The sequence below is a fragment of the Pseudomonas sp. Os17 genome (assembly GCF_001547895.1).
GTDB lineage: Bacteria > Pseudomonadota > Gammaproteobacteria > Pseudomonadales > Pseudomonadaceae > Aquipseudomonas.
In genome coordinates this window covers 1,623,887-1,648,788 of sequence record NZ_AP014627.1, presented here as the reverse complement: position 1 = coordinate 1,648,788, position 24,902 = coordinate 1,623,887, and the positions used below count along the sequence as shown (strand labels likewise).

Below are 24,902 nucleotides of genomic sequence, written 5' to 3'. Positions count from 1 at the left end.
CGATAATCCGCAGGAATTGCGCCCTGTAGCGCGCGGATCGAATGACGGTCGGCCGGGTCCGGGCCGCAGCAGTGCTCGCACAATGAAACGCCCGGTGCAATGCACCGGGCGTTTGGTCAGACCTTGCGCCACCGCAGCCAGTGCTGCCAGCGCGCAACCCGCTTGATCGTCTGTCGATGCTTCACCTGGATAGCCGCCACGCGCCGGAAGTGGCCGGCAAGCACCTGGGATCCGGGGCCGCGCCCGCCATGCACCGGGGTACAGCCGCTACGCCATGGAGGCCCCTGACGTTGCGGCCAGCGCCCCCGCTATCGGCAGCGAACTCCCCGCGGTCAGCGGTCGACGCCCCTATCGTTGCCAGCCACCACCGGCAGGTTGCCGTAGGCGACGGATTGAGCAATGTCCCCCAGGTTCAACCCGGCCAGCCCACCCAGGTAGGCGGCATCGACCCCACTGACGTGGCTGCTGGAAAGCGAGTTGACGATCCGCGCGCCGTTCAGGCCCACCAGACCACCGACCACACTGTAGCTGCCGCCAGAGACGCTGCCCTTGGCCGACGCGCCGTCGATCAGCCTGTCCCTGTCGCCGCCATGGGCGCCCACCAGGCCGCCGACGAAGCTCTTGGAACCTGCGCTGACATCACCCAGCGCTTCCACGGAGCGCAGATCGCCGCTGTTGAAACCGACGAGCCCGCCGGCAAAGCTCTCGTCACCGGCGATGACGTTGCCCTGCGCCACCGCGAACTGGGCAAGGCCGCCGGTGTTATGACCGATGAGTCCGCCCACGCTCGCGGAGCTGCCGCCAAAGACCAGTCCCGAGGCCTGGGCCAGGCTGACCTCGCTGTCCTGGTTTTTCCCGATCAGGCCGCCGACATGGGTGCCGTCCTGAGCGATGACCGTGGCGCTGGCCTTGACGTTGCGCAGCACGCTGTCCTGGTTCAGGCCCACCAGACCACCGGCGTTGGCAAGACCGAACCCCAGCACGGCACCGCTGGCGCTCGAATCTGTGATCCGACCGGCGTCATTGCGGCCAACCAGTCCCCCGGCATTGTTGCCGCCATAGCCGACCACCACGGCCGAGGAGTGGGAACCCTCGATGCTCCCGCCCTGGTTGTAGCCCACCAGTCCCCCCTGGTTCAGGCCCACGTAGTAACGGTCGTCGCCCTTGCCGACCACGCCTGCGCTGGACGAACCGGCAATCAGCCCTTCGCGGTTGATGCCCACCAGCCCCCCCACGCCTCCCAGGGCATTGCCGGCCATGCTGCCGTTGACCTTGGCGCTGGCGCTGCTGGCGGTCACCGACCCTGCTCCTCCGGCTTGTCCCTTGGCGTTCAGCCCCACCAGGCCCCCTGCAGCCGAGGTCGAGGTGGTGCCAAGCACCGTGCCGCTCATTGACGACTGATCGATGGAGCCGCCGAGGTTGACTCCGACCAACCCGCCAATGACGTTGTTGTGCTCGCTCGCGGCGCTCACCGTCAGGTCGCTGGCGCTGACGTTGACAATGCGCCCGCTGTTCTCCCCGACCAGCCCACCGACGGCACTGAAACCGGGAGCGGTGGCGCTGCCGTTGATGTTCATCGAGGCGAGCTTGAGGTTGCTGATGCTGCCGGACGAACGTGCGAAGAGCCCGCCATGGGCTCCGTCGCTGTCGAGGGTGAAACCGCTGAGGGTATTGCCCAGGCCGTCGAAGATCCCGCTGAACGACTGTTGCCCGCCAATGGACTGAAGATGCTCGCTGCCCTCAATCGAGTTGCCCAGGACATAGCGACCATCGAGCTCGTGATCGATCAGCTGCAACTGGTCGGCGTTCTGAATGACTTGATACTCGTGCCCGTTGGCCATGAAGCGGGCGCCGCTGCCGGACAGGCTGACCTGCCCGGTCTGGCCCAGGGCCAAGTCGCCGGCCTGATTCAGCCCGAGGCGGGTGTCGCGGCCGCTGAGCTCGATCTGGCTGTCGAGCTTGATGCTCCGCTTGGCGTCGAGTTCGATACGGGCCTGGTCCCCGGTGGCCTTGAGGCTGTCATTGAGGTGGATGTCCTGGGCCGACGACAGGCGCAACTGGTGACCGCTGTGCCAGGCAACCGCGCCCTCCAGGCTGATATCGCCCTTGCCACTGGCCAGCTCGATGTCAGTGGTGCCCAGGTTGCGCGACAAGGTGTCGGAGTGGACGGTGTTGCTGCTGGAGGTCATGGCCGAACCGACCTTCAGCGTGTCGCTGCCGATCTTCCAGGTTCCGCTCTGGCCCTCGCGAGCCTGGGTATTGACCCGGGTCGACAGCGACACCCGGGTGGTCGCGCCGCGCGTCTCGATCACCCCGCCATCGCCCTGGCTATCCAGGGCGTTGGCCACCAGGGCCCCACCGACGCTGACCACGCCCACCTCGCCACCGTCCAGGGTGATCCGGCCGGCTTTCTGCGACAGGGTATTGGCCTCGATTGCGCCCTGGTTGTTGACCACGGTCTGCAGCATGGAACCGGCGCTCCTGGCAGTCATCAACACCTGCCCGCCATCGGCCTTGAGCAGGCCGCCGTTTTGCACCAGGGCCTTGAGCGCGGCGCTGTCGATCTGCAGATCCAGCAGTGGGTCATTGTCGAAGCTGACGGTGAAGGCGTTGCCCGCCGCCAGGGCGATACGCCCGCCGCGGGCCTTGACCGTGCCCTCGTTGCGTACCTTGGCCGCCAACAGCGCGACACTGCCACCGTCAGCGGCGCTGATGCTGCCGTGGTTGACGATCTCGGCACCGGAGGTGCCGGCGAACCGGTAACTGCCGGCGCTGAAATCGGCATCGCTGAGGTTCTGGGTCGAGGCCACCAGGCCGCCGACATTCACCTGCGCCCGGCTGCCGAACACCACGCCATTGGGGTTGATCAAGAAGACCTGGCCATTGGCATTGATCCGGCCGTGGATCTGACTGCCGTTGACGCCGATGACCCGGTTCAGGGCAATGGAGGCACGGGTGGGCTGATTGAAGGTCACCGACTGATCGGCCGCGACATTGAAGTCCTTCCAGTTGGTGATCAGCTTGTCGCTGTGTTGATTGATGGACAGGTGCTTGCCCTGGGTCTGCATATCGGCACTCCCGGACACCACTTGCCCGCCGCTGGGCAAGGCCTGTGCCGCGGGCAAGGCGGCCAGCGCCAGCAGACCGGCAACGGCCACCACCAGCCCCTTGCCAGCACCCGAACGGCGCCGGCGACGCGCCCCCTCATGCACCACGTTCCAACAACCCTGGGCCTGGTTCCAGACCAACGCGTAAATCTTGTTCATGCACACTCCTTATCGATTGATCTACGCCCTGCAAACCTTTGCAGGGCGGCACAACAGCCGCATCCCCGTGGACGGCGGCATAGCTGTGTTGGGGGGACGAGGCACGGGCCTGTCAGCACGCCCGGACTCGCCGTGGCACGCGCCGAGAGGCTCGATGCCTGGTCGGGGTCAGGGAAAGGTGAAGGTGAACTCCGCAGCGCCATTGGCCTGGCCGGCTTCGATTTCGCCGTCGTTGCCGGTGCGGATGTAGCCGGCCCGCAGGGGGATCCTGGCGCCATCGCCGACACGCTGCATTTCGTAGCGCGTGCCGTTGTATTCGATGGGCAGGCGGGTCAGGTCATTGATCACGACGATGCCAAAGCCCTTGGCCGGCCGTCCGGAAGGTCCCGAGCCGCTGAGGCCGAGCACGCCGGGGATCGAGGAGCCTGCGGATTTGTCGGTGAAGCTGATGTGCGGCTTGGCATTGGCGGCACAGCGGCTCAGTTCGATGCTGAAAGGAACGGCGGCGGAAGTGTCGTTGACCTTGGGAAAATCCGTCAGGGCAAAGCGCCCCAGGGGAACGGGGATGGTCTTGTAGCCTTCCACCACGCAGGTGTTGGGAATCTCGATCGGGCCGCCACCGCCCATGCTGATCAGCTCGGGCCCCATCAAGGGATAGTTGTGCTGGCAGATGCCGGGTGGGCTGGTGTCCGTGGGCCATGTCACCTCGGAGCCCAGACTCGCCTGGTTGGCGGGCAAGTCGAATGCATACAGCATCAGGTTGGAACTGCCGACCACACGGTCGACGGTGAGCTTGCCGCTGGGCAACTGGTCCGGCGGCACGGTCAGGATCAGCGACTGGGTGAAGTGGGTGAGCATAGTGCCCTGGGGGCGGTTGCCGGTGTCGTAGGTCAGCTCGCTTTTCTCCAGGGCGATCAGCCCGGGGGTTTGCGTCAGGGTGATGGGCTGGCCGGAATCGGGCCGCACGGCCACCCGGAAGCCGATGCCGTCGACGTTGGTCGGCGCGGATTGAAAACGCTGGGGCGTGCCGCCACTCCAGTTGCCCACCGTGACCAGCTCGCGCGCCCGGCTTCCGGAGGGTACGTAGCGGTAGTTGGTGTAGAGGCTCACCGCCCGCTGCCAGAGCACGTCGCCCTCCTTGGCCCTGGCGTCCAGCGGTGTGACCGCCACCCAGGGCGTGCCGTTACCGTTGCTGAATTCGCAGTTCACCGCAAAGGCATTGACCTGGGCGGCCTGAGCGTCAACGCCAAGCAACCCTGAAAACATCCCGCTGAAGATCCACAGGGAAAGCCGCTTTCGAGTGGCGATCAGCCGCAGCCATTGGCGCATCATTTGTCATTCTCCAAGCCTGCGCCTGTGTGCCAGCGCCCACGCAACGGGCGGTGTCGCGCACAAACGCGAGGGATTGCCTGCACCGGCCGGCTGCTGCCGACCGTCCGGAAAGAGGCCAGGACCCGGGAGCAAACCGCCAGCCCGGCACGCCGTACAGTCATTCAGCGCGCCGGGCAGCGGCCCGTCCCTGGATCAGCCGGTGTTACTCATCAATCACGGATGACGCCCTGGTTCAGACCGACCTGTGGCACTTGGGTCGCCAGGCCCAGGGCGGTGTTGTAGGCCAGGGTTCCGTAGTTGACGCCGGCCAGGCCGCCGTAGGTCTGATAGCCACGGGGAAGGACGCTGATGTTGCCGTAGGCCACGGACTGGCGTACGTCGCCCATGTTCAGCCCAACCAGGCCGCCCAGGCGGGCATAGGTGCCGCCACTGACCTGACCATTGGCCAGGGAGTTGGTGATCCGCGAGTCGTTCTGCCCGACCAGGCCGCCCACGCTGCTCTGGCTGCCACCCACCACGTTGCCCTTGGCCGAGGCGGTATCGATGCGGTGGTCCACATAGTCGCCATTGGTCCCTGCCAGGCCGCCGACAAAGCTGTTGTTGCCACCGGTGACGTTGCCGCTGGCTTCCACCGAACTCAGGTCGCCGTCGTTGTAGCCCACCAGCCCGCCGATGTAACTCAGGGCGCCGCCGGTGACCTTGCCGCGCGCCACGGCGTACTCGGTGGTGCCGGCAAAGTTGTGCCCGATCAGCCCGCCAATGTTGCCGCTGCCGCCGCCCAGCACCTCGCCGGTGGCTTCAGCGGTGTGGATGTCGCTCTGGACGTTCTTGCCCACCAGACCGCCGACGTTGCCACCGGTGGAGTCGGCCACCCGGCCGGTCGCCTTGACGTTGTTCAGCACGCTGTTCTTGTTCAGGCCCACCAGGCCGCCAGCGGCCGCCGATCCGGTGCCGGTGACCGCACCACTGGCGCTGGAGTCAGTGACGGTGCCGTTGTTGTTGAGGCCCACCAGGCCGCCGATATTGCTGGCGGCAAACCCCACCACGCTGACCGAGGAGCTGGCGCGCTCGATGCTGCCGTCCTGGTTGTAGCCCACCAGACCGCCAAGGTTCGGGTCCTGGACGTAGCGGCTGAAACCGGTGCCCACGGAGCCGGCGCTCGAAGAGTCGGCGATGGTGCCGTTCTTGTTGACGCCCACCAGCCCCCCCATGCCGCCAAAGGAACTGATCTGCATGGTGCCCAGGACCTGGACGTTGGTGCTGCTGTTGGTGATGGAGCCAACGCCATCGATGCTGTTGCGGTTTTCCCCTACCAGTCCACCCACGGCCAGGGTATTGGCGTTACCGGTCACGGTGCCGGCCAGGGTTGCGCGATCGATGCTGCCGCCGGAGTTGACGCCCACCAGGCCGCCCAGGGTGTTGTTCTGATTGCTGTTGGCGACCACGCGCAGATTACTGGCGCTGACGTTGTTGATACTGCCGCCGTTGAGCCCCACCAGGCCGCCGATGTAGCCGAAGCCGGCGTTGGAGGTGGTGCCGTTGATGGTCATCGAGGCCAGCTTGAGGTTGCTGATGGCGCCCGAGGACTTGCCGAACAGGCCACCGTAAGGGCCGTCGGTGTTGACGGTGAAGCCGCTGACGGTGTTGCCCAGGCCATCGAAGGTTCCGGTGAACGTATTGCTGCCACCGATGGACTTGATGACGCCACTGCCGGCGATGTTGTTGCCCAGTACGTAGAGACCGTCGAGGTTGGCGCCGATCGCCTGCAACTGCGCGGCGTTCTGGATCACCTTGTACAGGTCGCCATTGGCGTCGAACCAGGCGCCGCTGCCGGAGAGGGTGACCCGGCCATTCGGGCCCAGGGCATAGGTGTTGCCGTAATCCAGGCCCAGGCTGCTGTTGATGCCGGTGAGCTCCACCGCGGCGTTGAGCTTGAGGTCCTGGGCGGCATTGAGCTCGACGCGGGTTCCACCGCCGCTGCCCTTGAGGCTGCTGTTGAGCTGAATGTCCCGGGCCGAGTTGACGCTCAGCTGATTGCCGCTGGTCCAGTCTATGGCGCCGTCCACCGACACATCGCCGGTCTTGCTGCTCAGCTCGACGTTGGTGGTGGCCAGGTTGTGCGACAGGGTATCGGCGTACACGGTGTGGCTGCCGGCGGTGGCCGTGGGGCTGACATTGACCTCGCTGGAGCTGATCTTCCAGGTGCCGACCTTGCCGTTGCCGGCCTGGGTGTTGACCCGTGCGGCCAGTTGCACCTTGGTGTTGGCGCCCTTGGTCTCGATCACGCCACCATCACCGATGGCGGTCAGGGCATTGGCGCTCATCGAGCCGCCGACGTTGACCACGCCCACGTCGCCACCGTCCAGGGTGATCTTGCCGGCCTTGCGCGACAGAGTGTTGGCCTCAATGGCGCCCTGGTTGTTGACCACGGTCTGCAGCATGGAGCCTGCGCTCTTGGCGGTCATCAGCACCTGCCCGCCGTCGGCCTTGAGCAGGCCGCCGTTGCTCACCAGCGCATTGATCGCGGCGGCATCCACTTGCAGGTCCAGCAGGTTGTTGCCATCGAAACTGACGGTGAAGGCACTGCCGCCGCCCAGGGCCACGCGGCCCTTCTGCGCCTTGATGGTGCCTTCGTTGCGCACGCTCCTGCCGAGCAGCGCCACGTTGCCGCCGTCTGCTGCGGTGATGGAGCCGTTGTTGATGACCTCGGCCGATGAGGTGCCGGCGAACTTGTAGTTGCCGGCGTTGAAATTGTCATCGCTGATGTTCTGGGTCGAGGCCACCAGGCCACCGACGTTGACCTGGGCGTTGTTGCCGAATACCACGCCGTTGGGGTTGATCAGGAACACCTGGCCGTTGGCCTTGATCTGGCCCTGGATGTTACTGCCGTTGACGCCAATCACCCGATTCAGGGCGATGGAGGTGGTTTTCGGCTGGTTGAAGGTCACCGCCTGGCCCTTGTTCACGCTGAAGTCGTTCCAGTTGATGATCACCTTGTCGGTGCTCTGGTTGATCGACATCTGCTTGCCGTTGTCGAACGGCAAAATGTCCGCCGCGCCGGCAACCACGGTGCCCCCAGTCGGCAACGCGAAAGCCGCGGGCAGCCCGCCCAGGCTCAACAGCCCGGCCACCATCAGCACCAGGCCTTTGCGGGTCCCGGAGCGACGCCGACGACGCGCCCCCTCGTCGGTCACACTCCAGCAACCCTGGGCCTGATTCCATACCAATGCATAAACCTTGTTCACGTTGACTCCTCATCTATTGATAAACGCCCTGCAACCCTTGCAGGACGGGACAGCATCCGAAGCACACGCAAGCCTTCAGAAATACTGGGTGGCGCTGGCCCAGATGCGCGGGGTGCGCTCGGGGCCATTGCCTTCCTGGTTGTTGTCCAGCGCCCAGGCGCTGGTCAGGCTGATCTGCTGCGAAGGACCGCTCCACGTGGCGCCGACACCGGCGCCGGAGAGCTGGCGACGGTTGTCTTCGCGAGTCCAGGGCAGCTTGTTGAGCTGCACCGCGCCGTGGTCGACAAAGGCCTTGAGCTGCCAGCGCGGGGCCAGGGCGTAACGCAACTCCAGGCTGGCCTGCCATCCCTGGTCGCCGCTGCCGGCGCCCTGGGGATAGGCACGCACGTCGAAGGGGCCGCCAATGCCGAACTTCTCCGAACTGTCCAGGTTGGAGCCGGCCCACTGCGCGTTGAGCTGGGCATAGAGCTGAAAGCGCGGGCTCAGGTACTGCAGGCGCGCGCCGTTGAACGTGAGCTTCTGGAAACCGCCGGCCGCTGCGGCGGTGAAGCGATCGAGCCATTGCGCCTCGGCACCGTCGAGGCTCAGGCGACCGCTGCCATAAGTGAGGTAGAAGAAGTTCTGCCCGCCGCCGAACCCCTCGTCCTGGGAGTTGCCGTTCAGGCCCAGGGTCCAGAGTTCCACATGCTTGCGGCTGCTGGTTTCGAACAGGTCGATGTCGTCCCGCAGCCGTTTGTCCTCGTACTGCAACTGGGCACTGAGATCGAAGCTGCGGCTGCGGATCAGCGGCTGGGTGACAAACACGCTGCCGATGCTGGCCTGGCCATGGGCTTGCAGGGGCTCGAAGATCCGGCCCAGCTCGTAGCTCATGTGCGAATAGGCCACGCCCAGGCTGGTGGACCGGGGCCCCAGCGGCAGTTTGTAGGCGGCGCGGTAGTAACGCTGATCCTCGTCGCTGCCCAGCACGCGCAGGTTGAGCTGGTCGCCCAGGCGTAGCGGGTTGTTGAGGTTGAGGCTGCCCCCCAGGCGATATTCGCCGGTGTAGTAGCCGCCGTAGTTGTCGGCTTCCAGGCTGCCGCTGGCCCAGGACCCGGGCCCGGCATCGACCAGCAGGTCGGTGGTGCCGCGCTGCTCGCCGGCACGCAGGGTGCCCTTGACCCGCACCCCGGGAAGGTCGCTTAACAGCAGCAGGCTGCGTTCCAGGTCATCGCTGTGCACCGGGGCATCGCTCTTGAGGGCCGACAAGGGGCCTGCGATCACCGCGTCCCGGGCCCGGGAGCTGTTGTGCAGCTCGATACGCCCGTAGCGCCCCTCCAGCACTTCGATGCGCACCACGGCGTCTTCGATGTCCTGAGCCGGCAGGAACGCCCGGGCCAGCATGTAGCCCTGGCTCTGGTAGTAGCCGGTCAGGCGCTCGGCCGCGGCCCGCAACTGGTTCAGGTCCAGCTCCTGGCCTTGCAGATCCGCCAGCAGTGGCAGCAGCGTCTGGCTGTTGATCGCCCGGTTGCCGACGATTTCGAACCGCTTGACCAGCAAACGGAGACCGGAGCTGTCCGGCGCCTGGGCCGGGGCGCTCGGCGGCTTGACCGCGGGCAGGTCCAACTCAGGCTCCGACGACTCCGGCAAGGCCGGCTGCGTGGCCTGGATGTCACGCATCGCCTGTCCCGCATTGGGTACGTAGACGGCAGCAGTCGCCAGGCATGGCAGCATCAGCAGCAGACTCAAACTGCCTCTGGATACGCCTGGCCGGGTCCCCACGTAGCGACCGCAAATCGGCCCGCGCGCCCCCTTGTTCGAGGCCACTTCAGTCTTGTATCCGCGCACTTCCACTCAGCGTCTCCCCGCTGTCTGTTGCCACTTGATAATGAATCACCGCCCGATCCGGGGTGATCGCCTGTACGTCGGGCAGGTCGATCCGCGTGGTGCCCAAGGGCGCCACGGTGATCCCCTGCCGGGTGATGGCTGGAGCGCCGCTGCCCAGGGTCAATTGGGCCAACGACACGTAATAGGGTGTCGGGTTGCTGACCAGCAGCGCGGCCTGGTTCCTGGCCTTGGCCGCGGCGCTGAAGCGCCAGCGCAGTTGTGCTACGGCCTGGTCCGCCGTGCCCGCCAGGCCCTCGGGGCGATACAGCAGCTTCATGCGCATGCGGTAGGCCAGGCGCAGGACGTTCTCGCTCGTCGGCAGCCGGGACGGCACTTCGAGAAAGTTGACCCAGAACACCGACTCGCGGTCGCCGGGCAGCGGCTCACCGCTGTAGCGCAGCACCAGGGCCGCCCGCTGCATGGGCTCAAGCCGGGAAATCGGCGGCGACAGTACGAACGGCACCGCCAGTTCGCTGGGGTTGGCCTGGGCATCGCCCTTGTCCAACCAGGCCTGCAACAGGATCGGCGCCTGACCGACGTTGCCGACTCGGATGGTCAGCGCCGACTGCCCGGCGGGATAGATGAATCGCGAACCGACAATCGACAGATCCGCCTGGGCCCCGGCACTGAAAGCAAGCAGCAGCCCCGCCAGTCGCCTGAGTCCCCGGCAGGCAAGGCTGCATTGGCATGGGTTACGCATCGGCAGCGCTCCCCGACAGCACGGAATCGGCATCACCAGGCGGCACCGCGCGGCAGGGCAGCTGCAGCAATTCGTAGCTGCTGGCGGACGCCGGATCGCGGGGGGGCAATCGATAGTCGATCAGGCATTGCTGGCCGGGCTCGTGGCCCCACTCCACCCGCAAGGTCCCCTGGTCCTGCTCGGAGCGCAGCACCAGTCGGCTGCCCTGCCCCACCGCCCCCAGCTCGACGCCGCTGGACACCTCGACCGCCAGGGCAGCGAACGGCAGTTGCTGGCCATTGGGCTGACGGCTGTCGATCAGAAAAGCCCGGGCTCTGCGGGTCGGGTAGTTGAGCCGCACCACGGCGCCCGCCAGCGGCGCAACATTGCGCGAACTGACCTGCAGTTCGACATCGTCGGCGATACCGTTGGGGTCGATGTCCACGGTGTTCAGTTGATAGGGGCTCAGGCTCGGCACCACGGCATAGCCGCGCTCATCCACCCGCGTCCCGGCGTAGCCGACCCGGGCCCCCTTGGCGTGGGGGGCGTACACCAGGCCCGAGGTTTCACTCAGGGTCTGGGAGAACGTCAGGCCGCCCTGGTGCAGGACCATGCCCCCGGAAGCCCCGAGGGATTGCTGGCGGTAATCGCTGCCCTGGGAAAAGCTCGAACTCAGGGAAACCTCGGGCAGGAAGTAGTTGAAGCTGGCGTTGGTCGAGGTTTCGCGCTGGCGTTGATCATGGGAGGCGGACACCGCATAGGTGGCATTACCGTCCTGGTCCAGCGCCCCGGAAATCCCGCTGGTGTAATGCGCGCCGGAGTTCCGGTCGTGACTGGCATAGGCGTTGACCGTCGTTCCCCGACGTCCCGCGCGCCCCAGGGGAATCGACAGGCTGAAGCTGAAATAGGTGTTGTCCGCGCCGGCACCGCGCCCAGGACCATTGCTGGTGGCGCGCATGCGCTGGGCCATGAACGAGTAACTGTTGCCTCGCCACTGATTGCCGTAGCCCAGGGAGAAGTTCAGGGCCTGGCCCTGGCGGTTCCAGTACTTGAGGCTGGAGCCGGTGACATAGAGCTGGCCGCCGCCCTTGCCCAGTTGCTGGTTGATGTTCACGTCCAGACGGTCCCGCACCCGGGAAAACGATTCGACCTGCGCGCCACGCTCGACATAGTCCTGCACGGCAATGGCGTCGTGCAGGCCCAGAAAACCGCTGGTGGAATAGCGATACGCCAACAAGGAAAACTGGGTGCCGCTGACCGGCAGGTTCTTGCTGTAGGAAAGGCGCAGGCTCGAGCCCTGCAGGCTGCCGTTGCCGGGCAGTTCGGTGCGGGCCTGGGTCAGGTCCAGGGCAAAGGCGCCCACGGAGGTGTTCAGCGCGCTGCCGATCAGGGCCGACATGTAACTGCCCGTCAGCGCGGTGCCGACATAGCCGGTCAACTGGTTGTCCAGACCGCGGTGCAAGGTGCCCTGGGCCACGTACTGCTCGGAGCCTCCCAGCCCCGGGTCCGTCACCTGGCCGAGGGTCAGGCTGTAGCGGGAAGTGCCCGGGCGCAGCAGTTGCACGGTGGTGGCAAAGGGCACGGTGAAGCGGCTGACCTGGCCATTGGCCTCGGTCACCGTCACCTCCAGATCGCCACCGAAGCTCGCGGCCTGCAGGTCGGAGATTTCGAAAGGCCCCGGCGCGACCGAGGTTTCGTAGATCAGGTAACCACGCTGGTACACCGAAACCTTGGCGTTGCTGTTGGCCGTGCCCCGGACTTGCGGCGCGTAGTAACGCTGGGTATCGGGCAGCATGCGCGAATCGCTGGCCAGCTGAACGCCGCGAAACGACACCGAATCGAACAGATCGGCATCCGTGACGCTTTCCCCCACCAGCAACTGCGAGTGCCAGTCCGGCAGCTCGGTCTGGGCGTAGATGTAGCCTCGCTGATAGCGGCCGCCCAGCTCAGGTGACCAGGTCGCGGTGCCGCTGTGACGCAAGCGCAGCGCCCCGACATTGAGCCCCAGGTTGAGTCCGGCGTAACCGTGGGTCTGGCTCTGCCCGCGACTCTGGGAGCTGAACAGGTTGCTGTTGTAGTTGAGTACCGCGGCGCTGATCCCGGGATCCCAACTGGCGGGGTCGACATAGGTCTTCGACAGGTTCGCCTGCAGGAAGTACTGCGGCACCGAAAGCTCGATCTTCTGCTCGGCGATATTGATCCGGCTGCTGGCCCCGGGGATGTAACTGTCCAGCTCGCCGCAGAACGCTGCCGCGCCCTGGAGCGGGTGGGTGGCTGCGGTTCCCAGGGCGGTGTCGGCTTTTTTCAGGTCGATGCCCAGCGTCTGCAACAGGCTCCGGTCGAAACACGGCTGGCTGCCCTGGGGCTCGTCACTGGCCCGGAACTCGATTTCCTGCAGCGCCCGCCACTGGCCGCTCACCCACAGGTCGAGCAGGTACTTGCCCGGCGCGATGTAGCCCGGATGTTCAAAGCGTGAGGTGTCGATGGGGGTCTGGGTTCCTTGAAACAGCATCTGGCTGTCGAACAGCACCCGCTGGCCCTGTTCAGGGTCGTGGTTCTCCTCGTTCGCCGTCAGGCCTGTGGAATTGCCCAGCAAGGTCGCGCCCAGACACAGAGCCCATACAAACGGAACAGAGCCCCGGCCGCACACAACCCCGGGGCGCGCGGATACACCGCGCCCTTGGCACTGAACACTGAACATAACGACATCCCAACGCGCCCAAGCATGGGCGACCTGATAAACCAGCGAAGTTGAATCAAGAAACCGACTAGAGCAGCGGGCGCTCAAGCAGCCGGCGGCCGCCGAAATCGTTGATCACTTCATAGTGAATGGAGGCCTTGCCCGGCTCCTGCGCAGCCGCTGCCGGCCAGGCAAACGACTCATCGGCGAACGGCGCGACCATGCCGGGCTTGAGCGGGAACTGTCGCCCGCCCTGTACAACTTCCAGACGTCCGAAAGACACGTAGTAAGGCGTTGGATTGGAGACTTTCACCACAGCTACCGGCGCACTTTGGGCAGTGCTATTCAAGCGAGCCGCAGGGTTGAACTCCCACTTGAGTTTTTCTCCAGCCGTATCGACATTTCCTGCCAGATCGCGAGGACGAAAGAAGATCTTGATCCGTGTCCTAAAGGCAAACTGCAGTACGTTTTCTTCGTTTTCCTTACGCGGTGGAGTTTCCAGTACATTCAACCAGAACAATGTCTCGCGATCGGTTGCCAAGGGTTCCTTCGAATAAGAAAGACGCAGTACGGCAGCCCCGCCCGACTCCAGGCGACTGACCGCCGGTGCCAAGAGGAAAGGCACTTTTATTTCTTCGGGAGACTTATCGGCCTCGCCTTTATCAATCCAGCTTTGCGCCAAAAGAGGGACAGGTCCGGTATTAGTTATTTTCAAGGTAACTTCCCTGGCATCGGATGGATAAACCAAGCGGGTGCCTTGAAGAACTATCCCGGCCTGTGCAGTTACCGAGAACAGCCCCAGGAACATGACACCGAGAACGAGAGAATGAACAAAACGCGCTGTCGGCGCCATGACCTGCCCCTTAAAGACTAAAGGCTGTTACTGGTAAGCCAGGGTGTAGCGGATAAAGGAGATACCCGAACCGGCTCCGACCGAAGCAGCCGTGGACACATAAGCGGCCTTGTACTTGAGGGTGGCGGTATTACCGGAAACCTTTGCCACCTGTGGCGAGGTTTCGGCCTGGCCAAGGACGATTTTCTGCGGCTGGGCGGCGTTGTCGTTATAGATCTGGATCTGCACGCCGGTGGCCGGAGCGCTGCCGATCAGCTTGAGGTTGCCTGTTGCAGGATCGATGTTATTGACCTGGTCGAACTCGATGGACACCTTGGAGTCATTCTTGCAGTTGGTGCCCGAGAGTTTCAGTTCAAAAGGTTTCAGGTCGGAAGTGGTGCCGATAGTTGCAAAGTGCGTAGGCAGAAAAGTACCCAGTTCAACGTTAGTTACGTTGTTTTCACCCGGGGCCTTGCCGTTGATCTCGCAGGTCACGTCTGTGATGCTGCCGCTGAAGTTCACAATACCATCGGTTGCCTGGGCGAACGTCGGGATCAATGCGGCCAACATCAACCCGGAAGTTGCCATTGAGACGAGGGACTTGCGTTTCATCTGATTTCCTTTTCCAATTAACTCAAAGGATGACGGGCAAGAACCTTCCTTATCTGAAAGTCGACAAAGTGCTTGTCACCACAGTAGAAAGAACACTCGCCCTACCCTATTTAAAGTGTATGAGCGCTGCTGACTTCCAGTTTTAAAATCCCCCTTTAGTTCGAAAGGCGGACCAGGCATGTCAGCAGCGACTACAATAACCAAGCACTGATTTTTTTAGATCAAGACCACACCGATTCGAATTACCGGAATACTCCCAGACAACACAGGGAAATTTCCCACAACAAGAACATCGGCCACGAGTTAGACCGTTATCAAGTCAATCAATAGCTGTTAATGCATAGGAACTGCCGGCGTTATTCATCGACCGCCACTTGAAAACAGTTGGCCAAGTACCGATGAACCTCGGCACTTGAATGTGCAGCGGCCACGTCAGGTTGTGGGGACAGGCAACGGATGAACAACACGGCTAAAGGCAGGGGTCATGGCCACCGGCGCCGAGCACCGGTGGCGCCCTGGAACAGGACGTGTCCGACGCGTTGGCAAAAAACGCAGGCAACAAAAAAGCCCCGGAAATCGATGATTTCCGGGGCTTTCATTTGTATGGCGGAGAGATAGGGATTCGAACCCTAGGTACCGGTGAAGGTACAACGGATTTCGAATCCGTCCCATTCGGCCACTCTGGCATCTCTCCAACGGCGCGCATCATAACAGCACATTTGCTCGAAGCGAAGCCCCTTGAGCGAATTTTTTCCGTGCTATCAGATGCTTGCGTCGATTACAGCGGTACGCCGAGGCGCTGGGCCACTTCTTCGTAGGCTTCGATGACATCACCGAGGCCCTGGCGGAAGCGATCCTTGTCCATTTTCTTCTTGGTGTCCTTGTCCCACAGACGGCAACCGTCCGGGCTGAACTCGTCGCCCAGGACGATGGAACCGTCGCTGAACACGCCGAACTCCAGCTTGAAGTCCACCAGCAGCAGGCCGGCGTCATCGAACAGCTTGCTCAGCACTTCGTTGACCTTGAGCGACAGCTCTTTCATCCGCGCCAGTTGCTCGGCGGTGCCCCAGCCGAAGGCCACCACGTGGGATTCGTTGATGAACGGATCGCCCTTGGCGTCGTCCTTGAGAAACAGTTCGAAGGTGTAGGGGTTGAGTTTCATGCCCTCTTCCACACCCAGGCGCTTGACCAGACTGCCGGCCGCGTAGTTGCGCACCACGCACTCCACCGGAATCATGTCGAGCTTCTTCACCAGGCACTCGTTGTCGCCCAGCAGCTTGTCGAACTGGGTCGGAATGCCGGCGGCTTCGAGTTTTTGCATGATGAAGGCGTTGAACTTGTTGTTCACCATCCCCTTGCGGTCCAGCTGCTCGATGCGCTTGCCGTCGAACGCCGAGGTGTCGTTGCGAAACAGCAGGATCAAGCGGTCGGCGTCATCGGTCTTGTAAACCGACTTGGCTTTGCCGCGGTAGAGTTCTTCACGTTTTTCCATGATGGGCTCCGCTTGCTACGTAGGTGGGCTAGGCGATGTGACGCCAGTCGAGCCCTGAATCTTGATCGGCCAGTTGCAGCCAGTCCGGGTCGCACCCGAGGGTGTCGACAAAACATTGCCGGGCCAGCTGCGGCAGGTTGTTCTTGCTGCTCAGATGAGCGAGGACCAGATGCTGCAGGTCCTGCCATCCCAATTCGGCCACCAGGCTTGCGGCCTGATGGTTGTTCAAATGTCCCTGGTCGCCACCCACCCGCTGCTTGAGAAAGTACGGGTAATAACCGCGCGCCAGCAGGTCACGGCAGTGATTGGCCTCGATCATCAAGGCATCCAGGCCACGGTAGCCTTCCAGTACGCCGGCGCAGTAGGAACCCAGGTCGGTCAGCAGACCGAAACGCCGCTGGCCGTCACTGAAGACAAACTGGGTAGGCTCCAGGGCGTCGTGGGCGACGGCAATCACGTCAATGCGCAAGGTGCCGATCTGCAGTGGCTCGCCACCACGGACAAAACCCGCAGCCTCGACCGGCTTGCGCATCCCGCGCAGGGTTCCCTGACTGAGGTAGACCGGTAGATTGTAGCGCCGAGACAGCAAACCCACGCCATGCACGTGGTCGGCATGTTCGTGGGTCACCAGGATGGCGCTCAACTGCGAGGGATGGACTCCCAGGCGCAGCAGGCGCCGCTCGGTTTCCCGCAGGGAGAAACCACAATCCACCAGAATGTAAGTGTCAGCACTGGCGATCAGCGTGCCATTCCCTTGGCTACCACTGCCGAGAACGGCAAAACGCATCTGATCAGCCCAGGTTGTCCTGAATCACGCCCAACACTTTGCGCGCCACATCAGCCGGCGCCACGGTATTGATGTTCTTCTCGACGGTGACCTGGACGTTGTCGCCGACCTTGCTCAGGCGAACCTGATAACGCTCGGCGCGGGCTTCGATCTCTTCCTTGGCCGGTTTGCTGCCGAACAACTTGCCGAAGAAGCCCGGCTCGTCGTTTTTCTTCTCGGCTTTTTCCGCCAGGTTGATGTAGTACAGGCCCAGGCTGCGGTTGATGTCCTCAACCCGCCATTCGCCCTGCTCCAGGGCACGGCCTACGCTGGACCAGGCGCGATCGAGGTCGGCGCCCAGGTTCAGCACCGGGTTGCCGCTGCCGTCTTCGCTGAGGCTGACCCGGCTTGGGGTATCGAAATCACGAGCCGCCAACAGGGACACCGAACCGCCTTTCTCGGCGGTACGGCTCATGCTGGCCAGCATGTCGTCCACCAGCGCCGCGTCCAGGCCGGTGTTGAGTGAACGGTTGGTGAACTCCACGTCGGCCGTGCTGCCGGCAGGACGCTCGGCGCTGACCACGTAGACTTCACTGGTATTGCGCTGCACGCCCGGCTCGATGCGCACCCGCACGCGGGTTTCGCTGTCGGCGGCAACGCCGGCGCTGCTCAGGCGCTTGGCCACAGCCGCGGAAAGCTCGTCGGAACGCTGCCAGCTGGTGGTGAATTCGCCGGTTTGCGGGCGCTGCTGATCCAGGCGGAAGCCGTTGTCCTGGAAGAACTGCACCGCCACTGGCCAGACTTCGGCCGGTGGATGCTGGGCCATGACCCAACGGGAATCACCGCTCTTCTGCAGGGTGTAGTCGCTGGCGTCGGCAATCGCCGACAGCGGCTGCGGACGAGGCACCTGGTACTCGCCCTTGACGTTGTCGTCCGCGACGTTGCGCGGGATCGGCAGCAATGGGTCAAGACGCTTGGAGGTCTGGACATCCGGCGGCAATTGCATCGGTGCGGTTTGTTGCGCTTGCAGGTAATCGCTACCCCGGTCACGGAAGTAGCCTTCCGGGCCCCAGATCCAACCGCAGCCACTGGTGCTGGAGATAATCAAGGCAAGTGCGGAAAGTCCGGCCATTCGCTTCATGCGTTGTACTTCCTCAATTAAACCAAGACGCCGGACTGGCGCATGGCCTGCCGCAGCGGTTCGTGACAGGCGGCACTGAGCCAGGTGAGCGGCAGACGGATACCGTCCGGCATCATGCCCATTTCGTGCAGGGCCCATTTCACGGGAATAGGGTTGGATTCGATGAACAGTGTCTTGTTCAGCGGCATCAGGGTTTCGTGGATCTCGCGGGCCTTGGCGGCGTCGCCGGCCATGGCCGCGGCGCACATCTGGCTCATGGCCCGGGGTGCAACGTTGGCGGTCACCGAGATATTGCCCTTGCCGCCCAGCAGGATCAGCTCGACCGCGGTGGCGTCATCGCCGGAGTACACCAGGAAATCGCTGGGCACGCCGGCCAGGATCGCCTTGGCCCGCTGCAGGTCTCCGGTGGCTTCCTTGATGCCGATGATGTTCTTCACGCTGGACAGGCGGATCACGGTCTCGGCCTGCATGTCGCATGCGGTACGGCCTGGAACGTTGTAGAGGATCTGCGGAATGTCCACGGCCTCGGCAATGGCGCGGAAATGCTGGTACAGGCCTTCCTGGGTCGGCTTGTTGTAGTACGGAGTCACCAGCAGGCAGGCGTCGGCGCCGGCGATCTTCGCGTTGGTGGTCAGTTCGATCGCTTCACGCGTCGAGTTGGCGCCGGTACCGGCAATCACCGGAATGCGCCCTGCAACCTGGGCCACCACCCGACGAATCACTTCGATGTGCTCGTTGACATCCAGAGTGGCCGATTCACCTGTGGTGCCGACCGCCACGATGGCGTTGGTGCCCTCTTGCAGGTGGAAGTCCACCAGTTTGCTCAGGCTGTCCCAGTCGAGATTTCCCTGTGCATCCATGGGTGTGACCAGTGCCACCATACTGCCCGCAATCATGCAACCGCTCCTGCCGGAAAAAGAGAGCGGTAATGGTACTGGCGCCAAGTTCCTTGCACAAGCGAAGTCCCGCGCCGTGAGCATTCCCCTGAGCGATGGTTTTCGCTACCCTTCAGGCTTTGATCGCTACCGATAAGCGTGTAAACCGGGTTATCGCCTGCCTGTCGCTTCTCCAAAGCCCCATTCCTGCCTTGCCAGCCCCTGTTCCGGATGTTTCGGGACCTGTCGCCGGCTGGTACTCCGGGGCCCTGAGAAGTCGCTGGCGACGCTTGCCCGACACTGGCTTGTCAAAAGTATCGACCGCTCATCGCTTTAGGAATGCTGCATGTCCACCCCCACAGTTCGCGAACAATTCCTTGTCATCAGTGCCCTCGGCGCCAACCCCATGGAGCTGACCAACGTCCTGTGCCGCGCCAGCCATGAAAACCGCTGCGCCGTCGTGACCTCGCGCCTGACCCGGCATGGCGAGTGCAGCGCCCTGGTGCTGGAGATTTCCGGCAGCTGGGACGCCCTGGCGCGCCTGGAGAGCAGCCTGCCGTTCCTGGCCAAGAAGCACGCCTTCACCGTCAATGTGGTGCGCAGCGCAGCTCTGGAAAGCCGCCCTCAGGCTCTGCCTTATGTGGCTTATGTCAGCGCGGCGTACCGCTCGGACATCGTCAATGAGCTGTGCCAATTCTTCATCGACCACCATGTCGAGCTGGAAAACCTCACCTGCGATACCTACCAGGCTCCGCAGACCGGGGGCACCATGCTCAACGCCACCTTCACCGTGACCCTGCCCGCCGGCACCCAGATCAGCTGGTTGCGCGATCAGTTCCTGGATTTTGCCGATGCCATGAACCTCGATGCGCTGATCGAACCCTGGCGCCCACAGAACCCCATGTAAGGAAGCTCCCATGGCCGTTGCTATCGACCAACCCGTCGCCGATTTCCAGGCCCCTGCCACCAGCGGCCAGACCGTCAGCCTGTCCGGTCTCAAGGGCAAGCAAGTGGTGATCTACTTCTACCCCAAGGACAGCACCCCGGGCTGCACCACCGAGGGCCAGGGCTTTCGCGATCAATACGCCGCCTTCCAGGCTGCCAATACCGAAATCTTCGGCATTTCCCGCGACAGCCTGAAGTCCCACGAGAACTTCAAGTGCAAGCAGGAATTCCCCTTCGAACTGATCAGCGACAAGGACGAGGCCGTTTGCCAGCTGTTCGACGTGATCAAGTTGAAGAAGCTCTACGGCAAGGAATACCTGGGCGTGGACCGCAGCACCTTCCTGATCGACAAGGACGGTGTTCTGCGCCAGGAATGGCGCGGGGTGAAGGTTCCAGGCCACGTCGACGCCGTACTGGCCGCGGCCCAGGCCCTGAACAAGGCCTGAAATGACCGGGGCGGCTGAATCAGCCGCCCCGCGTATCTAGAGTAAAGGCGCCACCACCGGGTCCTTTCTAGGCCAGGCATCCAGCACTGCCTTGAACAAGGTGGCCAGGGGAATCGCAAAGAAAATCCCCCAGAACCCCCACAGCCCGCCAAACAGCAGCACCGCACAGATGATCGCCACCGGGTGCAGGTTCACCGCACCGGAGAACAGCAGCGGCACCAGCACGTTGCCATCCAGGGTCTGGATGATCCCGTAGACCGCCATCAGGTAGATGAACTGGTCGCTCCAGCCCCATTGGAACAGCGCAATCAGCGCCACCGGCACCGTCACCACCACAGCGCCGACATAGGGCACCACCACCGAAATGCCGACCAGTAGCGCCAGCAACGCCGCGTAGTTGAGGCCCAGGGCGACGAAGGCGATGTAGGTGACGCCACCGCAGATGACAATCTCGATGACCTTGCCGCGGATGTAATTGGCGATCTGCCGGTTCATTTCGTGGGCGACCCGGGTAATCAGGGTCCGCTCCCGCGGCAGATAGCCGATGACCCAGCGGCTGATCATCGCCCGATCCTTGAGGAAGAAAAACACCAGGATCGGCACCAGCACCAGGTAGATCATGATGTTCACCAGCAACGGCAGGCTGGACAGGGAGAAGGTCAACGCCCATTGCCCGAACTTGCCGATCTCGCCCCTGGCCACCTCGATGGCCTGCAGCACCTGCTCGTCCGACACCAGGTGCGGGTACCGCTCGGGCAACAGCAGCAACAGCGATTGCCACTTGGCGAGCATCCCGGGCAACTCGTTGAACAAGGTGACGAACTGGTGCCAGAGCAACGGCACCACCACCAGGATGAAGACCAGCAACAAGCCCATGAACAAGGCAAATACCAGTCCCACCGCCGCGCCGCCCGGCAGGCGGAGGCGCTCCAGGCTCACCACCAGCCCCTGCATCAGGTACGCCAGGACCATGCCCGCCAACACCGGCGCCAGCATGCCGCCCAGGGTCAGCACCGCCGTAAAGGCCAGGAACAGCAGGACGGCGAGCACCACCGCCTCTTCATCCGAGAAGTAGCGCTGTATCCAGTCGCGTAGCACTTTGAACATCAATGATCCTTAGGTGAAATCGATGAGCGGCCGTCAGGCCTTTTTCAGCCAGTAACGATAGACCCCGGCATCGTCCTCTTCGTGCAGCAGGGTATGACCGGCCAGACGGGCAAAGGTGCGAAAGTCGCGCTGGGACCCGGCATCGGTGGCAATGACCTTGAGCACCGCGCCACTGGCCAGGCGATTGAGTTCCATCTTGGCCTTGAGCAGCGGTAGCGGACAATTGAGCCCGCTGGCGTCCAGCTCGGCATCATGGGCGACAACATCGGTCATTGAACTTACTCCGATCATGAATTCAGGCGCCTAGAATACCCTGCAAGCTCAAGCCCCCGGCAATAAACAAGCCTTGCCCCAAACACACACCGCTGTGACAAAGGGCTTATGGGGTAGACGCTGGAATTTGCCAGAAAGCACCTTGGATCCGCAGAGTTTTCACCGCCTTTGTCTGGTCCCCGGACCAGCGGCCAGCTACAGTAGAGCCTTTGTCGAATAAGGCTTTGTGCATGAATTTATTGCGCCCTACCCTGCTGACGCTCGCTTGCCTGCTCGCCTCACCGGGCTTCGCCGACGACCTGCCGTCACTCGGTGATGCCAGTTCAGCCATTGTCTCGCCACAACAGGAACACCAGCTGGGCCGCGCCTGGCTGGCGCTGCTGCGCAGCCAGGTCTCGCAGCTCAACGACCCGCAGCTCAAGGACTACGTCGAAACCAGCGTCTACAAACTGGTGGAAACCAGCCAGGTCAATGACCGGCGCCTGGAGTTCATCCTGATCAACAGCCCGCAGCTCAACGCCTTTGCCGCTCCCGGCGGGATTGTCGGAGTCAACGGCGGCCTGTTCCTCAACGCCCAGACCGAAGGCGAATATGCCTCGGTACTGGCTCACGAACTGGCGCACCTTTCCCAACGGCACTTCGCCCGCGGCGTCGAGGCCCAGCAACGCATGCAGGTGCCGATGATGGCCGCGCTGCTGGCGGGGATCGTGATCGCCGCCGCCGGTGCCGGGGATGCCGGGATCGCCACCATCGCCGGCACCCAGGCGGCGGCGATCCAGGAACAGCGGCGCTTCTCCCGACAGAATGAGCAGGAAGCCGACCGTATCGGCATCCTCAATCTGGAGAAGGCCGGCTACGATCCGCGTTCGATGCCCACCATGTTCGAGCGCCTGATGCGCCAGTACCGCTTCGATGCCAAGCCGCCGGAATTCCTTCTGACCCACCCGGTTACCGAATCGCGGATCGCCGACACCCGCAACCGCGCGGAACAGGCCAAGCAGGGCGGCACCGAAGACAGCCTGCGCTATCAACTGATTCGGGCCCGGGTACAACTCAACTATGAGGAGTCCCCGGGCCTGGCTGCCAAGCGTTTTCGCGCCCAGCTCGACGAGAACCCGAAGAACGACATCGCGCGCTATGGCCTGGCCATCGCCCAGATCAAGGGCAGCCAATGGAACGAGGCGCGGGAAAACCTCAAGCCGTTGCTGGCCAAGTCACCCAATGACATCACCTACAACCTGGCCCAGATCGAGCTGGACATGGCCAACAGCCGCCTGCCGGATGCGCAAAGCCGGGTCGAGCGAATGCTCAACCTCTACCCCGGCAACTATCCGCTGAACCAGGTCCGCGTTGACCTTCTACTTAAGCAGAACCGCCCGGCGGACGCGGAAAAAGCCCTGGAAGGCCTGCTGAAAAGTCGCCCGGATGACCCGGACGTCTGGTACCTGGTGGCGGAAACCCGCGGCCTGTCCGGCAACATCATCGGCCTACACCAGGCCCGGGCCGAGTACTTCGCTCTGGTCGGCGACTATCGCCAGGCCATCCAGCAGCTGGACTTCGCCAAGCGCCGGGCCGGCAGCAACTTCCCCCTGTCGTCGAGAATCGATGCGCGTCAGCGCGAGATGATGGATCAGGAGCAGATGGTCAAGGACATGATGCGCTGACCTGGAGCGTGACCATAAAAAAGCCCGCCTCATACGAGGCGGGCTTTTTATTGGGCAACCCTGAAGGCTGGCGGGTTATTCGGCCAGCTTGAAGGTAATGAAGCTGGCGCGCCCCTGACGCAGAACACGCATGGACACCGAACGATTCTTCGGCAGCGCCTTGGCGATTTCAGTGAACTCCTTCGCGGTGGTGATCGCCTGGTTGTTCAGGTGAGTGATCACGTCGCCCGGTTGCAGGCCGATCAGGGCGGCAGGACCATCCTGAACTTCCTTGATGACAACGCCCCCCTTGAGGTCGAAGGCTTTCTTCTGCTCATCGTTGAGTTCGACCACGGCCACGCCGAGACGGTTGCTGCTGCGCTCGACTCCGGACTTGGGCAGCATGCTCAGGTCCTTGTCTTCCTCGGGAATAGCACCGACGGTCAGCTCGACGTTCTTGCGCTTGCCCTCGCGGATCACTTCCAGATTGGCCTTGGCCCCGGCCTTCAGCGCGCCCACCAAGTGCGGCAGGTCCGCCGACATGACGATGGGCTGGCCATTGAGGCTGAGAATCACATCGCCCACTTGCAAGCCGCCCTTGGCTGCCGGGCCGCCGTCCTGAACCTGCGCCACCAGTGCACCGGCAGGTTTTTCCAGGCCGAAGGATTCAGCCAGGTCTTTGTTGACCTCCTGAATCACCACGCCCAGCCAACCACGACTGACCTTGCCACCTGTTTTCAGCTGATTGGAAACATCCATTGCCACGTCGATCGGGATCGCGAAAGACACGCCCATGAAGCCACCGGAACGGGTGTAGATCTGCGAGTTGATCCCCACCACTTCACCGGCCAGGTTGAACAGCGGGCCACCGGAGTTGCCCGGGTTGATCGGCACGTCGGTCTGGATGAACGGCACATAGTTTTCGTTCGGCAGGCTGCGACCGATGGCGCTGACGATGCCCTGGGTCACGGTGTGGTCGAAGCCGAACGGCGAACCGATGGCCACGACCCATTGCCCGGCCTTGAGGTCCTGGGATTTGCCCAGTTTCAGCACGGGCAGGTCCTTGCCATCGATCTTCAGCAGCGCCACGTCAGAACGCGGGTCGGTGCCGATCAGCTTGGCTTTCAATTCGCTGCGGTCGGCCAGGCGCACGAGGATCTCGTCCGCATCGGCAATCACGTGGTTGTTGGTGAGGATGTAGCCATCCGGGGAGATGATGAAGCCCGAACCCAGGGATTGCGCCTCACGCTGGCGATCGCCGCGCGGGGAGCGCTGCTGGGGCATGCCGCGCTCGAAGAACTCCCGCAGCATTGGCGGCAAGCCTTCTAGGTCGGGCATCTGCGCCGAGTTGGAAACCCGGCGATCAGGCAGTTTCTGCGTGGTACTGATGTTCACCACTGCGGGCGAGGCCTGCTCGACCAGTTGGGTGAAATCAGGCAACTCGGCGGCCTGGGCAGACACGGCCTGCCCCAGCACCAGTACGGTGGCAAGAATGGTGAAGTAGGACTTCAAGCGTGGTATCGACATACGGCTCCCGTTACGACGAGCGTGGTTAAGCGATATGGAGCAGCAAATGCCGAAAAGACAGGGGTGGCACTTTTGCTCCAGGAACGACAAATAAGGTCAGAACCGAGGGGGTTCTGACCTATAAAAAAACTTTGTGGATTTTGCAAATGAAATTGCTCACCAGACATTTCATCTTCTC

At 63.2% G+C, this 24,902-nt stretch carries 18 protein-coding genes and 1 tRNA gene; 3 read left to right on the top strand and 16 right to left on the bottom strand.

Features of this window, described 5'->3' with window-relative positions; translation table 11 throughout:
* Positions 1–332: 332 nt before the first annotated feature.
* The 13 genes from POS17_RS07425 to dapA all read right to left on the bottom strand — a co-directional run bounded on the left by POS17_RS07425 (position 333) and on the right by dapA (position 18,804).
* Entirely contained in the window at positions 333–3,266 is a 2,934-nt protein-coding gene (locus tag POS17_RS07425; protein WP_060838007.1) for a two-partner secretion domain-containing protein, read from the bottom strand.
* A gap of 168 nt (positions 3,267–3,434) precedes the next feature.
* The gene (locus tag POS17_RS07420) at positions 3,435–4,598 is read right to left on the bottom strand and encodes a fimbrial protein (RefSeq protein WP_082729830.1); all 1,164 of its coding nucleotides are present in this window, start codon (positions 4,596–4,598) and stop codon (positions 3,435–3,437) included.
* Between the two features lie 209 nt (positions 4,599–4,807).
* On the bottom strand, positions 4,808–7,843 hold the full coding sequence (locus POS17_RS07415) for a two-partner secretion domain-containing protein (RefSeq protein ID WP_060838006.1): 3,036 nt from the start codon (positions 7,841–7,843) through the stop codon (positions 4,808–4,810).
* A gap of 75 nt (positions 7,844–7,918) precedes the next feature.
* Positions 7,919–9,553, bottom strand: coding sequence for a ShlB/FhaC/HecB family hemolysin secretion/activation protein (locus POS17_RS07410; protein WP_173655931.1), 1,635 nt, complete (start codon positions 9,551–9,553; stop codon positions 7,919–7,921).
* Positions 9,554–9,647: 94 nt separating this feature from the next.
* Complete coding sequence (locus POS17_RS07405) at positions 9,648–10,406, bottom strand: fimbrial biogenesis chaperone (protein WP_060838004.1); 759 nt, start codon at positions 10,404–10,406, stop codon at positions 9,648–9,650.
* Complete coding sequence (locus tag POS17_RS07400; protein ID WP_231979046.1) at positions 10,399–12,897, bottom strand: fimbria/pilus outer membrane usher protein; 2,499 nt, start codon at positions 12,895–12,897, stop codon at positions 10,399–10,401. Before POS17_RS07400 ends, POS17_RS07405 begins: the two co-directional genes overlap by 8 nt.
* A gap of 256 nt (positions 12,898–13,153) precedes the next feature.
* Entirely contained in the window at positions 13,154–13,918 is a 765-nt protein-coding gene (locus POS17_RS07395; RefSeq protein WP_060838003.1) for a fimbrial biogenesis chaperone, read from the bottom strand.
* Positions 13,919–13,945: 27 nt separating this feature from the next.
* Positions 13,946–14,509 (bottom strand): fimbrial protein, encoded by a 564-nt coding sequence (locus tag POS17_RS07390; protein WP_060838002.1) that lies wholly within the window; start codon positions 14,507–14,509, stop codon positions 13,946–13,948.
* A 604-nt stretch (positions 14,510–15,113) separates the two neighbouring features.
* A tRNA-Ser gene (locus POS17_RS07385) sits at positions 15,114–15,203 on the bottom strand.
* An 84-nt stretch (positions 15,204–15,287) separates the two neighbouring features.
* The gene (gene purC, locus POS17_RS07380; RefSeq protein WP_060838001.1) at positions 15,288–16,001 is read right to left on the bottom strand and encodes a phosphoribosylaminoimidazolesuccinocarboxamide synthase; all 714 of its coding nucleotides are present in this window, start codon (positions 15,999–16,001) and stop codon (positions 15,288–15,290) included.
* Positions 16,002–16,029: 28 nt separating this feature from the next.
* Positions 16,030–16,788: an MBL fold metallo-hydrolase gene (locus POS17_RS07375; RefSeq protein ID WP_060838000.1), complete on the bottom strand. Its 759-nt coding sequence runs from the start codon at positions 16,786–16,788 to the stop codon at positions 16,030–16,032.
* Between the two features lie 4 nt (positions 16,789–16,792).
* Positions 16,793–17,908 (bottom strand): outer membrane protein assembly factor BamC, encoded by a 1,116-nt coding sequence (gene bamC, locus POS17_RS07370; RefSeq protein ID WP_047302471.1) that lies wholly within the window; start codon positions 17,906–17,908, stop codon positions 16,793–16,795.
* 17 nt (positions 17,909–17,925) lie between these two features.
* A complete protein-coding gene (gene dapA / locus POS17_RS07365) occupies positions 17,926–18,804 on the bottom strand; it encodes a 4-hydroxy-tetrahydrodipicolinate synthase (RefSeq protein WP_060837999.1) in 879 nt (292 codons plus the stop codon).
* A 325-nt stretch (positions 18,805–19,129) separates the two neighbouring features.
* On the opposite strand from dapA, the gene POS17_RS07360 reads away from it, so the two are divergent.
* Both POS17_RS07360 and POS17_RS07355 read left to right on the top strand, forming a co-directional pair.
* Complete coding sequence (locus tag POS17_RS07360) at positions 19,130–19,690, top strand: glycine cleavage system protein R (RefSeq protein WP_016963909.1); 561 nt, start codon at positions 19,130–19,132, stop codon at positions 19,688–19,690.
* A gap of 10 nt (positions 19,691–19,700) precedes the next feature.
* Positions 19,701–20,174, top strand: coding sequence for a peroxiredoxin (locus POS17_RS07355; RefSeq protein ID WP_060837998.1), 474 nt, complete (start codon positions 19,701–19,703; stop codon positions 20,172–20,174).
* A 36-nt stretch (positions 20,175–20,210) separates the two neighbouring features.
* Here the strand turns inward: POS17_RS07355 and POS17_RS07350 are convergent, their stop codons facing one another.
* Together POS17_RS07350 and POS17_RS07345 are read right to left on the bottom strand one after the other, a co-directional pair.
* Positions 20,211–21,281: an AI-2E family transporter gene (locus POS17_RS07350; RefSeq protein ID WP_060837997.1), complete on the bottom strand. Its 1,071-nt coding sequence runs from the start codon at positions 21,279–21,281 to the stop codon at positions 20,211–20,213.
* A 33-nt stretch (positions 21,282–21,314) separates the two neighbouring features.
* On the bottom strand, positions 21,315–21,554 hold the full coding sequence (locus POS17_RS07345; protein WP_060837996.1) for a sulfurtransferase TusA family protein: 240 nt from the start codon (positions 21,552–21,554) through the stop codon (positions 21,315–21,317).
* Between the two features lie 230 nt (positions 21,555–21,784).
* Here POS17_RS07345 and POS17_RS07340 point away from each other — a divergent pair, with 230 nt between their 5' ends.
* Entirely contained in the window at positions 21,785–23,218 is a 1,434-nt protein-coding gene (locus POS17_RS07340) for a M48 family metalloprotease (protein ID WP_047302467.1), read from the top strand.
* 75 nt (positions 23,219–23,293) lie between these two features.
* On the opposite strand, the gene POS17_RS07335 is transcribed toward POS17_RS07340, so the two are convergent.
* Positions 23,294–24,724, bottom strand: a complete 1,431-nt coding sequence (locus POS17_RS07335; protein WP_060837995.1) for a DegQ family serine endoprotease — start codon at positions 24,722–24,724, stop codon at positions 23,294–23,296.
* Positions 24,725–24,902: the final 178 nt, after the last annotated feature.

What these genes read in the sequence shown, in the direction of transcription:
- POS17_RS07425 (WP_060838007.1), bottom strand. Translation starts at nt 3,266, where the DNA reads ATGAACAAGATTTACGCGTTGGTCTGGAACCAGGCCCAGGGTTGTTGG.
- POS17_RS07420 (WP_082729830.1), bottom strand. Translation starts at nt 4,598, where the DNA reads ATGATGCGCCAATGGCTGCGGCTGATCGCCACTCGAAAGCGGCTTTCC.
- POS17_RS07410 (WP_173655931.1), bottom strand. Translation starts at nt 9,553, where the DNA reads ATGCTGCCATGCCTGGCGACTGCTGCCGTCTACGTACCCAATGCGGGA.
- POS17_RS07405 (WP_060838004.1), bottom strand. Translation starts at nt 10,406, where the DNA reads ATGCGTAACCCATGCCAATGCAGCCTTGCCTGCCGGGGACTCAGGCGA.
- POS17_RS07400 (WP_231979046.1), bottom strand. Translation starts at nt 12,897, where the DNA reads ATGCTGTTTCAAGGAACCCAGACCCCCATCGACACCTCACGCTTTGAA.
- POS17_RS07395 (WP_060838003.1), bottom strand. Translation starts at nt 13,918, where the DNA reads ATGGCGCCGACAGCGCGTTTTGTTCATTCTCTCGTTCTCGGTGTCATG.
- POS17_RS07390 (WP_060838002.1), bottom strand. Translation starts at nt 14,509, where the DNA reads ATGAAACGCAAGTCCCTCGTCTCAATGGCAACTTCCGGGTTGATGTTG.
- purC (WP_060838001.1), bottom strand. Translation starts at nt 16,001, where the DNA reads ATGGAAAAACGTGAAGAACTCTACCGCGGCAAAGCCAAGTCGGTTTAC.
- POS17_RS07375 (WP_060838000.1), bottom strand. Translation starts at nt 16,788, where the DNA reads ATGCGTTTTGCCGTTCTCGGCAGTGGTAGCCAAGGGAATGGCACGCTG.
- bamC (WP_047302471.1), bottom strand. Translation starts at nt 17,908, where the DNA reads ATGAAGCGAATGGCCGGACTTTCCGCACTTGCCTTGATTATCTCCAGC.
- dapA (WP_060837999.1), bottom strand. Translation starts at nt 18,804, where the DNA reads ATGATTGCGGGCAGTATGGTGGCACTGGTCACACCCATGGATGCACAG.
- POS17_RS07360 (WP_016963909.1), top strand. Translation starts at nt 19,130, where the DNA reads ATGTCCACCCCCACAGTTCGCGAACAATTCCTTGTCATCAGTGCCCTC.
- POS17_RS07355 (WP_060837998.1), top strand. Translation starts at nt 19,701, where the DNA reads ATGGCCGTTGCTATCGACCAACCCGTCGCCGATTTCCAGGCCCCTGCC.
- POS17_RS07350 (WP_060837997.1), bottom strand. Translation starts at nt 21,281, where the DNA reads ATGTTCAAAGTGCTACGCGACTGGATACAGCGCTACTTCTCGGATGAA.
- POS17_RS07345 (WP_060837996.1), bottom strand. Translation starts at nt 21,554, where the DNA reads ATGACCGATGTTGTCGCCCATGATGCCGAGCTGGACGCCAGCGGGCTC.
- POS17_RS07340 (WP_047302467.1), top strand. Translation starts at nt 21,785, where the DNA reads ATGAATTTATTGCGCCCTACCCTGCTGACGCTCGCTTGCCTGCTCGCC.
- POS17_RS07335 (WP_060837995.1), bottom strand. Translation starts at nt 24,724, where the DNA reads ATGTCGATACCACGCTTGAAGTCCTACTTCACCATTCTTGCCACCGTA.